At 34.7% G+C, this 13,225-nt stretch carries 12 protein-coding genes; 5 read left to right on the plus strand and 7 right to left on the minus strand.

Annotated elements, in window-relative coordinates; genetic code table 11:
- The first annotated feature begins 486 nt into the window (after positions 1-486).
- The 3 genes from RQM59_RS02015 to RQM59_RS02025 are packed head-to-tail and all read left to right on the plus strand — an operon-like array spanning position 487 to position 2,885.
- Positions 487-1,683 (plus strand): GNAT family N-acetyltransferase, encoded by a 1,197-nt coding sequence (locus RQM59_RS02015; RefSeq protein WP_349240386.1) that lies wholly within the window; start codon positions 487-489, stop codon positions 1,681-1,683.
- A complete protein-coding gene (locus RQM59_RS02020; RefSeq protein WP_349240387.1) occupies positions 1,667-2,533 on the plus strand; it encodes an acyl-CoA thioesterase in 867 nt (288 codons plus the stop codon). The genes RQM59_RS02015 and RQM59_RS02020 overlap by 17 nt, the downstream gene beginning before the upstream one ends.
- A 1-nt stretch (position 2,534) precedes the next feature.
- Positions 2,535-2,885 carry an SdpI family protein gene (locus RQM59_RS02025; protein ID WP_349240388.1) on the plus strand — a complete coding sequence of 117 codons (351 nt, stop codon included), beginning with the start codon at positions 2,535-2,537 and terminating at the stop codon, positions 2,883-2,885.
- A gap of 3 nt (positions 2,886-2,888) precedes the next feature.
- On the opposite strand, the gene RQM59_RS02030 is transcribed toward RQM59_RS02025, so the two are convergent.
- The 3 genes from RQM59_RS02030 to porZ are packed head-to-tail and all read right to left on the minus strand — an operon-like array spanning position 2,889 to position 8,406.
- Positions 2,889-5,360 carry a TonB-dependent receptor gene (locus RQM59_RS02030; RefSeq protein WP_349240389.1) on the minus strand — a complete coding sequence of 824 codons (2,472 nt, stop codon included), beginning with the start codon at positions 5,358-5,360 and terminating at the stop codon, positions 2,889-2,891.
- Positions 5,360-6,082, minus strand: coding sequence for a DNA repair protein RecO (recO, locus tag RQM59_RS02035; RefSeq protein ID WP_349240390.1), 723 nt, complete (start codon positions 6,080-6,082; stop codon positions 5,360-5,362). The genes RQM59_RS02030 and recO overlap by 1 nt, the downstream gene beginning before the upstream one ends.
- Entirely contained in the window at positions 6,082-8,406 is a 2,325-nt protein-coding gene (porZ, locus tag RQM59_RS02040) for a type IX secretion system anionic LPS delivery protein PorZ (protein WP_349240391.1), read from the minus strand. Before porZ ends, recO begins: the two co-directional genes overlap by 1 nt.
- A gap of 86 nt (positions 8,407-8,492) precedes the next feature.
- Between porZ and RQM59_RS02045 the strand changes: the two genes are divergently transcribed.
- On the plus strand, positions 8,493-8,966 hold the full coding sequence (locus RQM59_RS02045) for a CYTH domain-containing protein (RefSeq protein WP_349240392.1): 474 nt from the start codon (positions 8,493-8,495) through the stop codon (positions 8,964-8,966).
- A gap of 161 nt (positions 8,967-9,127) precedes the next feature.
- Here RQM59_RS02045 and trhA read toward each other — a convergent pair whose 3' ends face one another.
- On the minus strand, positions 9,128-9,772 hold the full coding sequence (gene trhA / locus RQM59_RS02050) for a PAQR family membrane homeostasis protein TrhA (protein WP_349240393.1): 645 nt from the start codon (positions 9,770-9,772) through the stop codon (positions 9,128-9,130).
- Positions 9,750-10,532, minus strand: a complete 783-nt coding sequence (locus RQM59_RS02055) for a lysophospholipid acyltransferase family protein (RefSeq protein ID WP_349240394.1) — start codon at positions 10,530-10,532, stop codon at positions 9,750-9,752. The genes trhA and RQM59_RS02055 overlap by 23 nt, the downstream gene beginning before the upstream one ends.
- 79 nt (positions 10,533-10,611) lie before the next feature.
- Here RQM59_RS02055 and trpS point away from each other — a divergent pair, with 79 nt between their 5' ends.
- The gene (gene trpS / locus RQM59_RS02060) at positions 10,612-11,580 is read left to right on the plus strand and encodes a tryptophan--tRNA ligase (RefSeq protein WP_349240395.1); all 969 of its coding nucleotides are present in this window, start codon (positions 10,612-10,614) and stop codon (positions 11,578-11,580) included.
- Positions 11,581-11,630: 50 nt separating this feature from the next.
- Here trpS and RQM59_RS02065 read toward each other — a convergent pair whose 3' ends face one another.
- On the minus strand, positions 11,631-12,128 hold the full coding sequence (locus RQM59_RS02065; protein WP_349240396.1) for a DUF1761 domain-containing protein: 498 nt from the start codon (positions 12,126-12,128) through the stop codon (positions 11,631-11,633).
- A gap of 115 nt (positions 12,129-12,243) precedes the next feature.
- The gene (locus RQM59_RS02070; protein ID WP_349240397.1) at positions 12,244-13,224 is read right to left on the minus strand and encodes a DUF4837 family protein; all 981 of its coding nucleotides are present in this window, start codon (positions 13,222-13,224) and stop codon (positions 12,244-12,246) included.
- Between the last annotated feature and the right edge of the window lies 1 nt (position 13,225).

The raw sequence follows: 13,225 nt of genomic DNA on the forward strand, positions 1-13,225 counted from the left end.
TCATTAGAAGGAATACTGCAACCACTAGTCCTATAACAACTAGTGCAAAAACACCTATCATAATGGTTCCGTTGATCCATGAAACTAAGGGTACATGCATAATTATTGCTCTTTAAATTATTCAACGTAAAATTATAAATATGCGTTGGATTGAAATATGATAATTATCAACCTCTTTAAAATAATTAGGATACTTTTTGAAAGGAGAGTTCTTCTACTAGTTTAGGACACCTCTTGCAATTGACACCTTTCTTTTTGTACTTCTGACAACATTTGGATTTAGGCACTATACAAGGTGTATCACAACAATTTTTAATTGTTACTGGTAGTGTCTTAACCTTACTCTTTTGTTGATAGAAAACAATCACTTAACTAGATTTTCGATGCAAAAATAATCATTTATTTAGAATAAATAAAAATAAGCTTAATTTATTTTTAACATACTTCTATCTATACATTTCCTTATCTTTAAACCAAACTTATTTTTTGATCTGCAAAAGCCATCATAATACGCTGACCTTCTCAAGCATCACTGAAATTACTGACGAGATATGGCAGCAATTAGGATGTGAAGACAATATCTATTTTCATAGAGATTACCTTCTATCTTTAGAGACAAACAATCCTCAAATAGAGTTCTCCTATATTGTTTTATTGAATGAAACCGAGGAAGCCATTGCTTTCTCCATGCTTCAGATTATAGATTTTGACGTCGATTCTATAAAGAACGACCTTGAAAAATTATTGCGGAAAGTGACCGCTGTTGCTCGTAAAATACGAATTCTCCCTAAGGAAAAGCCTTTGAAATTTCTCATGAGTGGAAACGTTTTTGTGAGTGGAGAGCATGGCATATTTATCAGAAAAGGAATTGACAAAAACAAAACAATTAAGCAACTCGGAAAGGCCATTCAGCATTTCGCCAATGATAATTCAGATAAAGAAATTGCGGTTTTTATTTTAAAAGATTTCATCAAAGAATCTCTTTTTATTACTGATGAACTCTTAGATTTTAACTATTATCCTATTCAAGTCGAACCCAACATGATGCTTTCGTTAAAAGAAGATTGGCAAACTTTCGATGATTATTTGGCTGCTCTTAAAACAAAGTTTCGTGTAAAAGCTCGAAAGGCATTTAAACAAAGTAGTAGTATTCGTATTGAGGATATTACCCAAGAAAATATTGAAGAACTACTACCTAAAATGACTGCGCTGTATAAAAAAGTGGTGTCTAGAGCAGATTTTACTCTGGGTGACTTTAATCTAAACACCTATCGAGATTTTATTACAAGGTTTAATGGTAGCTATATTTTAAAAGCGTACTGCTTGGATGATAAAATGGTGGGGTTCATGTCTGGAATTATAAATAATGACTCCTTAGATGCTCATTTTGTAGGAATAGATTATCAGTATAATAGAAAATATGCTGTATATCAAAGGATGCTCTATGATTATATAACTATTGCCATTGACAAAAAATTAAGTGTTTTGAACTTTGCAAGAACAGCAAGTGAAATAAAAAGCTCTGTGGGTGCAACACCTCAAGACTTAACAGTTTATATTCGTCACAAAAAATCTATTACGAATAAACTTTTAAAGTTATTTTTGATGAATATTCAACCTACGAGGTTTAATCAAAAATATCCATTCAAAAAAGTAGTCATTGCCAATGAAAACAATTCATGATCTTATAGATATCCTTACACTAGAAGATAAAGGAGATAATGTTTTTAGTGGAGTAAGTAAAACCATCGGTAGCCCTAATGTTTTTGGAGGTCAAGTGCTTGCTCAAGCGCTTCATGCAGCTTACAAAAGCATTTCTAACGATCGTATCGTACATTCTTTGCATTCTTATTTTTTAGAACCGGGCAACTTATCTAAACCTATTTCATATCAAGTGAGAGAAATGCGAAACGGAGGCAGTTTTTCTACACGTCGAGTAACAGCTGTACAGGATAATATTACCATATTTATTATGGCCGCGTCTTTTCATAAAATTGAAAATGGACATGAACATCAAGTAGCCATTAAAAGGAATATTAAGCAGCCTGAAGAGTTATTAAGCTGGAATGATATGCTAGAAAAGTTTCATCATTTATTGCCAAGGCAAATGAAAGATTTCTTAAGTATTGAACGACCCGTTTATTTTAAACCAGTAGAAATGGTAGATCCTTTAAATCAGAAAGATCTTCCCGCAACAGAAGATGTTTGGTTTAAATTAAAAGGGAACGCAGGTACTTTAGATCTGCCCCTAAAGCAACAAATATTAACCTATATTTCTGATTATAACATTTTAAATGCCGCTTTAAAACCAAATGCCAGTAAAGCCAATTATGGAAATACGCAAATGGCTAGCCTGGATCATTCTATGTGGTTTTCGAGAGATTTCAATTTTGATGACTGGATGCTGTTTTCTGCCGCTTCTCCCAGTACTTCCGGAGCAAGAGGATTAGCCACAGGAAATATATTTACCCGTGACGGAAAATTGGTAGCCTCCGTTGCGCAAGAAGGACTCATGAGACCCAAAAAATTATAAGATGCCAGAACACTATTTATATGTACTATCCGTAAACGGATTGCTGTTATTAATCAGTATTATTTTTAACTACTTTCCACCAAAGAAGATCAATCGTTTTTATGGTTACAGAACCCATAAATCAATGTTGAATCAGGATATTTGGGATTCTGCTAATCGTGTTTTCAATAAAACGCTTATTTCTTATGCCCTGGCTAGTTTTATAGTAGCCTTGCTACTTGCATATTTGAATCCTGAGATGATGACGAGTTGGGTTCCTATGGCATTGCTATTCTTTACTGTAATTGTATGTATCTACAAAACAGAACAAGAAATCAAACAGCATTTTGATGATGAAGGGAAACGAAAGTAACTTTTAAAAATTAGCAATTACCGAGAACGAAAAGTTTCTACCGGGAGCAGAGATTCCTGAAGCAAACTCTCTATAATGCTGATCAAAAATATTATCAATACTACCTTGAAAAGTCCAATTATTATTAGCAATATATCTTCCATTTACACCAAGAGTAACCCATGAAGGGGATCCAAAATACTTATCTAGCTCATTGGTCGCATTTTCATCTACAATCGGCGTAAGATCATGATTGTCTATTCCTTCTGTAATATTAAAGTCTGTAATATCTTTTTTAGCATTAAATCTCAAGTTTGCACCAATCTCTATTTTACTATCATATTTGTAGCGTACATCAAACTGTCCAAATAATGGAGGAATAGATGATAAAGGCTCGCCAGTATCGTATGCTTTTCCTTCAGTAAAAGTGATAGACCCCGAAGTACTGAATCTATTTGAAATTTTTCCTTGATAGCTTGCTGTAAACCCTGTTATATAAGCTGTGTTCCGATTTTGGTTTGCTACTACATTCCCAAGTTCTCCATCATATAATATGGTTGAACTACCGTTAACAGTAAAATGATCTCGGATAATATAATTATCCAACAAAGTATAGTATACCACTCCGCTCACTTTAAATTTTCTGTCATTAAAGTATTTCTGAACACCTACCTCCGCGTTATATGCAAATTCTGGCTTTACATTCATGTTTGGCACGGTCACATTTCCGCTTTTCTCTCTTACTCTTCCTACATCATCAATATTTGGTGACCTAAAACCGGATGAAATTACACTATTTATTTGCCAGTTCTTATTTGGCTTATATACATATCCAACGGTTGCAGTCGCAGCTGAGTTATCCAGTGTAATGTCTGTTTGTGGTAAAGTGATAAATGTTTGATCGATCCATTTGGCCTCTAAATGTGTATGCGTAAATCTTGCACCAAAATTCAGCGTAGAGAAATCACTTATATCTTGTCTGTATCCCGCATATAGTGCAGTACTTGTATAACTACTTCCACCATCGGGATAACGCGATTGCACCGTAAAATCATTTAAAGACCCTACAACACTATTTCCAGAAACAGCTAATGTTCTTCCAAAAGCATTTGAGTGCACATCGTTATATGCGAACTCAAAACCGTAGGTTAAATGACGTCTATTATCTTCAGTTAATGGAACCAGAAAATCTCCGTTCAAGCTAAACACATCTACTTCTTCTTCTCTATAGCTCCTATCTAAACTATTAAACCTTCTTTGTATTCTCGATTCTTTTATATTTTGATACGCTGCTGTAAAAGTGGCTTTTTTCATCCAGCTTTTATTCGTGTTCACATCTAATTGTGAAGAAAGTAACAAACGTTGCTGAGGACCATAATACCACTCAGCGAACTTCAAAGTACCAGAAGAAAGTTCTGTTAATCGATCAAACCTCGGAACATCTGAAGACGTTGAATACTGAAAATTCAATTTCAGATCTGTTTTTTTGCTTAAAGGAACATAGAATTTTTGCAATACATCTGTTTGATTATACCCCGTATTCCTTTGCAGATCAAAATCAGAATTTACTGCTGGATTTGCACTATAAAAGCTGCTGGTATTTTCAGAGTACTCAAATACTTTACCCCAGTTTGCAAAACCATGTGATCTATTCTTTCCCATTTTTAGGTCTCCAAAATCGCTATACGTAATACTGGTAAAAGAAGCCCATTTTTCGAAGCTCAATTCTGCAGAAACATTCGTTGTTATTTCATTGTTCACAGATGAAAACCTCGAGAAAAAACTGCTTTTCACCTCTTCTTCCTCAGAAAGACTAGGTGTTTTTGTATAATAGTGAATCACTCCACCTAATGCATCAGAACCGTAAATCACGGAAGACGGTCCAAATACAATTTCTGTTCTGTCTAACTGGTTTGGCGAAATCGTTATGGAGTTTTGCAAATGTCCCTTTCTATAGATCGCATTGTTCATTCTAACACCATCTACCACAAGTAGTACTCGGTTCGACTCCATTCCTCTTAAGACAGGGCTTCCTCCTCCAAATTGAGATTTCTGCACCTTTATTCCAGGAACCGACGCTAACAAATCGGCCGAAGTCTGAGGAGATACTTGTTGAATCTCTCCCTTTGTTAATACCGCAATCTGCTCTGCGATTCTAGCCACCTTATTCTTGCTTTTGAAAACAGACAATACCACCTCGTCTAACTGCTCGGACTCTTTCGTTAAGAACACCACATTTTTACGCAGATCTATACGAGATTTTTTTATCCTATATAATGCATACGATATGTGAGAGAATATTAAAACATCCTCGTTTTTAGCGGTTGAAATATCTATAACTCCATCTTTATCCGTAGTAGAACTAAATGATTTGGATTCATTAAAGACGGTAACATTGTAAATTGGCTTCCCTGTTTCCTTATCGAGAACCTTGACTTGTTGGCTATATCCGGATAAACAAAATAAAAAAAAGACTACATAAACTACTAACCTCATCAACTAAATACTGCTTCTAAAATGTTTAACGATTTTGGTTTTTTAAAACCGTCCAAATGTAATTCAAAATATCGAATTATAATTTGCAAAATTAACTGTCTTTCACTTTTGTGAAATAATATGTTCTCTACACTATCAAAATCTATGCCTAACAGCCGTTTAAACTGTATTAATTTTTCTCCTGAAATAGTGTCATTTGCATTTGTAAGATCGGTAAAAATTCCTTCAATGAGATTAAATCCATTTTTACCATTATCTGATACATCTGGATAGAATCCTAGAAATTTTGTTAAGTTCAATAAAAACAAGAGGTGGAAATTTGAAACTTTGTCATGATTATCCAGCCAATAGATGGCATTCTCTAAAAATTCATATAGACGTGGGTTAGGCTCTTCTTCTTGAATACTGCTTGATAAAATTTCTGATAAGAATAATACTATGGATTGCTTTATTACATTTTTGTAAATTGAGATACTAGGATATTGAACATGTGTATCTCTTATTGTATTGAGTCTACCCTTCGCATTATGGCTTGCGGTAATGTTCAGTAATGTTAATGGTTGAAAATACGCTGGTTTTAACTTTCCTTTTTTTGACTTCAGAATCCCTTTAAGCATGTAACTCTTTAAACCATCAGACTCTGTATACAACTTCGCTATTAAGCTAGTGTCACTATATTTTATGACACCAATAACTATCGCCTTTGTAGTAAGCAAAGCCATTAATTTACAATAGCAATTTTTGTGAAAGATGTCTCGGTTGCATCATCGTTAGAAAGCAACACTATATAAATTCCAGAAGCTACTTTTTTCCCAGCTAAATTGGTTTTATTCCAAACTACTTTTCCTCCTTGCAATTCTTGCCCTTCTACAACATTGGTCTCGTATACTAAATGTCCAGCGACATCTAAGATCTTTACGTTCGTTCCTTTAGGTAAATGCGTCCCATTTCTTCCATCTATGGTCACTGTAGCATGATTCTTTAACGCCGGGTTAGGGTATGCATATACATCTCCCAATGTATCTCCAAAAGGTGCCACGTTACTTTTATAGGCTACAACTCCTTTATCAGTTGCAAAAAACACTTTTCCTGTTGAATCATCAACGGTAATTTTTATAATCTTATTGGAAGGTAGTGGCGAATTTTGTGTGCTAAAATTAGCTAACGTTGTTTGCCCATTTGGATTCGTGTAAATAACACCTCCATTATCTGTTCCCAGCCATTTATTATCCGCTCCATCTACCACAATAGAATTTACCGTTTGGTCTCCTAATAACCTTCTTGGTATTCCATCATCCAAGATAATAATCGGGTTTGCATCATATACATCCGCATCAAATAGTCCACTGGCGTTATTAAAAATAACTAATCCAGAAAGTGTTCCTATCCAAATTCTATTGTTTCTATCGACAGCAATTGTTCTAACGTTTGCATTTGGTAAACTTCCTCTGGTTGCTTGGGTGGTTAAAGCTCTCATCCTGTTCCCATTTTCATTGAAAACCAACGCTCCATCTCTTCTAGACCCAATCCACACACTATTGTTTCGATCTATAGCAACTTCCGTCAAACCAAAAGCGTCTACTTCCTTAATACTACTTATATCAAACCCAGACCAGGCTCCACCAGAAGAAAACTTCTTTAATTCTTGCGGCGTATCAATATTGGTCATCCAAAGGTTTCCCTGACGATCAAATGCAGAGCTACTAACTCGTACAGATGTTGCCGTCGGATTTGTAGCTCTCAAATCTTCTAATCCACTATTGATGTGATTATAAAAATTAGTAACGGCGTCATTTTCAACAGTTATCAAACCAGCAGTTCGAATGTCATCTACATTTTGAGTTTCATTAAAACAGCTAATAAATACTTTTTCTGGATTAGTAGGATCTATAGTGATATCCACCATATCTGGAAAAGGCTGCGTATCTGAATAGTTTACCGTAGTCCAATTTTCTCCATTATAATGGCTAAATCCTTTGCGTTCATTTGTTGGAGCAAATGTTGGTGTATATCCTCCATAAACAACCCATAAATGATTCTCCTGTGCTTGTATCGAAAATACATCATTCGTAATGGGACCTTCCGGATGTATTTCGGTTAAGTTTGTAGCATTTGAAAAAGCTGCCGATAAAATTCCAAACTCTTTCGTAGCTAAGAAGAACGTATTGTCTACTGCTAGCGCATTGTTGAGATTATATTCAAAAGGGGCATTCGCAGTTACCTGCAATACCTGATTCAAACCAACATCTAAAAAGGAAGCTGAAGTACTTAGTGAAACGGCTATATTGGAACTAGAAACCTTAAATCCAATAATCGGTTCCAAAAATGATCGTACCACATTAATTGCGGCTCCATTTATTTCATATATGTCATTACCCCTTACACTAAACAATCTATTATTGAAAGCACTTATATGAGTATAATTTCCTGGAAATCGGAGTTCCCAATTATTAAAATCTATCAAATTCGGGTTTGAGACATCAGCTCTATAAATTCCATTCTCTGTAGCCGCATAAATAACATCATTAAAGACGATTGTTTCATTGATTTTTACTGCCGTTGAATTGTTCCCAATAAAATACGTATCTCCAAATTCCAATCTGTCTATATCATATACCACTACCGCAAACGGGGTTGACAAATAGAGTTTATCATTAAATTCAGATATATGATTGATTCTTTTCTCTCCAGATTGGTTGAAATTTACAATATCTGCAGAAATACTAATAGACCCATCTTGATCTACGACTTCAATAAGTCCATTCTCATAACCAATGACTAATCTATTAAATGACTCATTGTAATGAATCGCTGAAGTAGTCTCTCCAGAAAGTCCTTGCACAGAAGATAGTTTTTGCGTCTCTTGAGTGGTTGTATTGTAAATGAAAACACCATTGTCCGATAGTGCGTAAATAGTCTCTCCTATTTTCTCAAAATCCTTCACATTATTGTAAGAAAAGAAGTCTTCCCAAGAACTGCTATAATCTACTTGAGCAGACACTAGAGTGGAATACAAAATAGCAAGAAAGAATACAGCTTTTTTCATCTATGGAATCTAAGTATCAAATATATTTATTTATTGTCATAATAACGATAAAACCTATACATTAGTACAAAATTCAAGTCATTTGTATGGAACTCGAGATTGAACGAAAGTTTTTAGTTAGGGATACCTCTTTTAAGAAAGAGGCATATAAAAGATCTCATATTAGGCAAGGCTTTTTAAATTCAGATAAGCATCGAGTGGTTAGAGTTCGGCTTATCGACGACAAGGGGTATCTGACCATTAAAGGTATCTCTAATGATTCTGGTACAAGTCGATTAGAGTGGGAAAAAGAAATTGATGCTAAAGAAGCGATATCATTATTGCAACTCAGCGAAAATGGAGTTATTGAGAAATATCGCCATTATGTTCGTAACGAACATCTTGTTTTTGAAGTAGATGAATTTCTTGGCGAAAATATTGGTTTGCTTATAGCCGAAATAGAGGTAAGTAATGAAAAGGAAACGTTTAAAAAACCTAGTTGGTTAGGCGAAGAAGTAACGGGAATAGAGAAATATTATAATTCCAACCTGTATAAAAATCCCTTTAATAATTGGGCATAAAAAAACCTCGAACGAAAGTTCGAGGAAATTTAATAAACCTACCCCCTAAAATAAGATTTATAAATTACCAAACGCCTGTTAAATAATTAACATATGTTTAGTACAGCAAATATATAATTAGTTTTCTATATATACAAATGTTCCTTTTCGCTAATATTTGGCTAAGAAATGTGGTAGTAAATGCATAGAAAATGGCTTGCACTTCCTAATAAAACAAAGACATGGAATATAGCATGATTATAGGGAATTTTCTTAATCGAATATAAGATGGCTCCTACAGTATAAAAAACACCTCCCCATATTAACAACTGAAGCCCTTCGGTTGGTAAGCTATTTAACAATGGCTTGATTGCAAATACAATCTGCCATCCCATCAATACATACATGATCGTGGATAGCCTATCGTATTTACCTGTAAAGAATAGTTTCAAAATAATCCCTGTTAATGCAAAAAACCAGGTCAACCCAAAAATAACCCACCCTGTAGCCCCTTCCAAAACGATAATTGTAAAAGGCGTATAAGTTCCTGCTATAAGCACATAAATTGCTGCGTGATCGAAAATATTTAACCTTCTTCTCAACTTATCTTGCTTAGCTGCATGATAAAAAGTGGATGCCGCATACAATATAATAAGACTACAACCGTAGACAATAAAACTAAATGGCTTCAAAAATCCATCAAAATTAAATGACCTAATGATCAAAAAAGGCAATGCAACAACACTTAAAAGCAATCCTAAGCCATGTGTTGCAATATTTAAGAACTCTTCTGTTTTGCTATATCTATGAATGATCTTTTCTTTCATAAAATTGATTGGTGTCTTTCATATATAACTCATCTTTACTTAATTCATTATATATAACCTCAAAGGTTTGATCTCTTAACGATTTCATTTCTGAAATAGCGCTATCATTTGTTTCTATAAACTGGTGTTGTTTCACTCTCAGTGTTCCCATACCTCCTCTTAAAACATCCCAAGAAAACAATCTCTTATTGTCGAAATACGTCTGTGGGACAATAGGTATTTGATGTTCAATTGCCAAGTTGAAGGCTCCATTTTTAAAAGGGCCTAATACAATATGATCATCAGGAACACCTCCTTCTGGGAAGATTCCTATACTCACTCCGTCTTTCAATTTTTTTCTAGCTCTTTCATAGACTCTTTTACGGCTAGTATGACTACTTCGATCTACCATGATTACAACTCTTTTATAGAAAAAGCCAAAAATAGGGATCTTGACAAGCTCCTTTTTTCCTACAAAAACAATGGGGTTTTTAGAAATTGCAATCAATACAAAGGGGTCCATTAAAGATGCATGATTAGGGCAAAACATATAACTCTTGTTCCTATCAAGCTTCTGAGCTTCATCAACCTTTAACCTAAACCCCATGCCATATATCAAAAGAAAGGACCATCCTCTTACTAGCTTCCAAAACGTGGCATAGTAACTCTCTTTAGCCGTTAATACCAATAACACTGGTATCATTGCAAAAATAGTAATTACCAATAACAGGTAAAACCAAAGCCGCCATACCAATAAAAAAGGTATTTTTAGGTATCTCATAAATACGAATGTAGTAATATTCTTTTGTTTGATTGATTATACTAACGAAATCTGTATTTTTGCTCTGAAAATATATCAAATGTCTAGAATTTTAACGGGTGTTCAGAGCACAGGAACCCCACACTTAGGAAATTTGTTAGGAGCCATTTTACCAGCTATTGAAATGGCAAATAATCCTAAAAATGAATCTTTTTTGTTTATTGCAGATATGCATTCCTTAACACAGATCAAAGAAGGAAATGTATTGAGAGAAAACACGTACAGCACTGCCGCCACTTGGCTGGCTTGCGGGTTAGATATTTCTAAGACAGTATTTTATAGACAAAGTGACATCCCAGAAGTAACGGAACTTACATGGTATTTGAGCTGTTTTTTTCCGTACCAAAGATTAACTTTAGCACATAGTTTTAAGGATAAAGCCGACCGTTTGGAAGATGTAAATTCTGGTCTATTTACCTACCCAATGTTAATGGCAGCAGATATATTGCTGTACGATGCAGAAATTGTGCCTGTAGGGAAGGATCAATTACAACATTTAGAAATGACCAGAGATGTTGCTAATCGATTTAATCATGTGATTGGCGACACCTTGGTTCCGCCAGTTGCAAAAGTGCAAGAGCATACAAAATTGGTTCCAGGAACGGATGGTCAAAAAATGAGTAAATCCAGAGATAACACGATCAATATCTTTTTAACAGATAAAAAACTGCGAAAGCAGATTATGTCTATAAAAACAGATAGTACTCCTTTGGAAGAACCAAAAAACCCGGACACAGATAATGTATTTGCTCTTTATAAGTTAATGGCATCCGATGCTCAAATTAAGGAAATGAGAATCAAATATGAAGGAGGTAATTATGGTTATGGGCATGCTAAGCAGGAACTATACGAATTGATTCTGGACAAGTTTGCTTTCGTGCGAGAAAAGTATACCCATTTCATGGAAAATAAACATGAAATAGATGAGGCACTTGCTATTGGATCAGGTAAAGCAAGAGTAGTTGCTAGCGAGGTACTTAAGAGAGTAAGAAACAAAATAGGATATTAAAAAAAGCTTCGCACATGCGAAGCTTTTTTTAACTTATAATGAATGTTTAATTATCCCCATTGGCAGATAATTCCTCCCATTAAAGCAATCGTTACAATCCAATATCCAGCATTAATTGCTACATACTTTACTGTTTTTTTCTCAAACATTGCTTGTGTTGCTAATACAGGGAGTACTAAGCCTATTCCTGCTAGAACGCCATGTAATACACCATGCTTAAAAGTTCTATAGTTAGCTCCATATTTTGCCATAAAAGCTTCAAAATCTGCTAAACTAGCACCTGCTAATTCTGTCGCCCCAGATTCAAGCATACTAGAATATGCCCCCATCTGATGGATAACAATAAACTGTACGAAAAAAGCGAGCATAAAGCTGAAAACATAGCTTAGAAAAAATATAAGCCCCATATTACTTCCCTTCATAGACTCTTCTGTGAATCCCATTTGTTTCATCCATGCTTTTTGAAACAACATAGGACCGTACCAAATGAATCCCATTACCAAAGGTACCAAAGCGGCAAGTGCAAGAATTAAAAAGTTCATTTCCATGATTAAAATTGTTTTGGTTAATACTCAAATATACCAAAATAACATTTTGATTTACTGATATATACAAAAAAAGCCGAAACTTTTTGTTCCGGCTTTTGTTATTTATATTGGTATTTTAATTGATGACTATAGATTTTGCGATAGCTTCTAGTTCAAATAAAAACTCACGTTTATTTACTGATGGTGCATAGGTAAAACCTTCTACAACTAACAGTCTATCATTTTTCTCATCTATAATAGAGTAATTAATAAATGGCCCGGCCATAAAAGCATTTTTCACTTCCCATTTCCCACGTGTTTCATATGCTTTAAATCCATTCAGTTCAACATCATAAGTATGTGGTGCGTAAGCTTTTTCCGTAATCATATACATACCCTCTCTCGCTCCTGGAATATATTTTTCTCCTATAGAATCTCTCATTGCCGAGATGTCATCTCTCATCGTTGCTACATCCTTAAGCGGAAGAGCATATACCAAAATGTTATTATTTCCCGCTCCTCGAGCAATCCCACTTCGCAAGTGTTGTCTTAACCAAAGAAATTCACCAGTATCATCAACCGTTTTAAATTCCTTAGGGATTGTGAGTGATATACTTAGATTCTTAAATGTTTTATACTCTGAATCGTCCAACTTTTTAGCTCGAAAAATCTTTTGAGTCTGACGAATATCTGATTCTCTGAAGATATCAATAATCTCTTTTGCTCTTTCTTTGACAACTTGTTTAATCCCTTCTTTATCTTTTGCTGAAAGGTAAACTATTGTCTGAGGGCTTGCATATTTACTCTTTAGAGCATTTACGTGTATCGAATCTCCTTCTTCTATCACTAAAATGTTCCGCGTTTTTCTCATCATACTAGAAAAACCGCTTGGCGCTACTTGTGCTAACGATAAAATGGGTTCAGATTGCGGCAACCCGACTTGCAGTTCGCTAAGAGATTTTCTAATCTCATCTCCAACTTCGCCTGCCCATAAACTCCCTTTTACCACAACTAAGACCTTGTTTATTCTTCCTACAGATGCTGGTAATACATATGAATCATTTCCTATACAAGAAGTAAGGAATAGAGAAATGCAGAGTATGGTAATTATTCTCATA

The sequence above is a fragment of the Asprobacillus argus genome (genome assembly GCF_032248395.1).
Lineage (GTDB): Bacteria > Bacteroidota > Bacteroidia > Flavobacteriales > Flavobacteriaceae > Polaribacter > Polaribacter argus.

Excerpts from the sequence above, each read along its gene's own strand:
- trhA (WP_349240393.1), bottom strand. The coding sequence starts at position 9,772 with ATGAAAGAAAAGATCATTCATAGATATAGCAAAACAGAAGAGTTCTTA.
- RQM59_RS02025 (WP_349240388.1), top strand. The coding sequence starts at position 2,535 with ATGCCAGAACACTATTTATATGTACTATCCGTAAACGGATTGCTGTTA.
- RQM59_RS02045 (WP_349240392.1), top strand. The coding sequence starts at position 8,493 with ATGGAACTCGAGATTGAACGAAAGTTTTTAGTTAGGGATACCTCTTTT.
- RQM59_RS02030 (WP_349240389.1), bottom strand. The coding sequence starts at position 5,360 with ATGAGGTTAGTAGTTTATGTAGTCTTTTTTTTATTTTGTTTATCCGGA.
- trpS (WP_349240395.1), top strand. The coding sequence starts at position 10,612 with ATGTCTAGAATTTTAACGGGTGTTCAGAGCACAGGAACCCCACACTTA.
- RQM59_RS02070 (WP_349240397.1), bottom strand. The coding sequence starts at position 13,224 with ATGAGAATAATTACCATACTCTGCATTTCTCTATTCCTTACTTCTTGT.
- porZ (WP_349240391.1), bottom strand. The coding sequence starts at position 8,406 with ATGAAAAAAGCTGTATTCTTTCTTGCTATTTTGTATTCCACTCTAGTG.
- RQM59_RS02020 (WP_349240387.1), top strand. The coding sequence starts at position 1,667 with ATGAAAACAATTCATGATCTTATAGATATCCTTACACTAGAAGATAAA.
- RQM59_RS02065 (WP_349240396.1), bottom strand. The coding sequence starts at position 12,128 with ATGGAAATGAACTTTTTAATTCTTGCACTTGCCGCTTTGGTACCTTTG.
- recO (WP_349240390.1), bottom strand. The coding sequence starts at position 6,082 with ATGGCTTTGCTTACTACAAAGGCGATAGTTATTGGTGTCATAAAATAT.
- RQM59_RS02055 (WP_349240394.1), bottom strand. The coding sequence starts at position 10,532 with ATGAGATACCTAAAAATACCTTTTTTATTGGTATGGCGGCTTTGGTTT.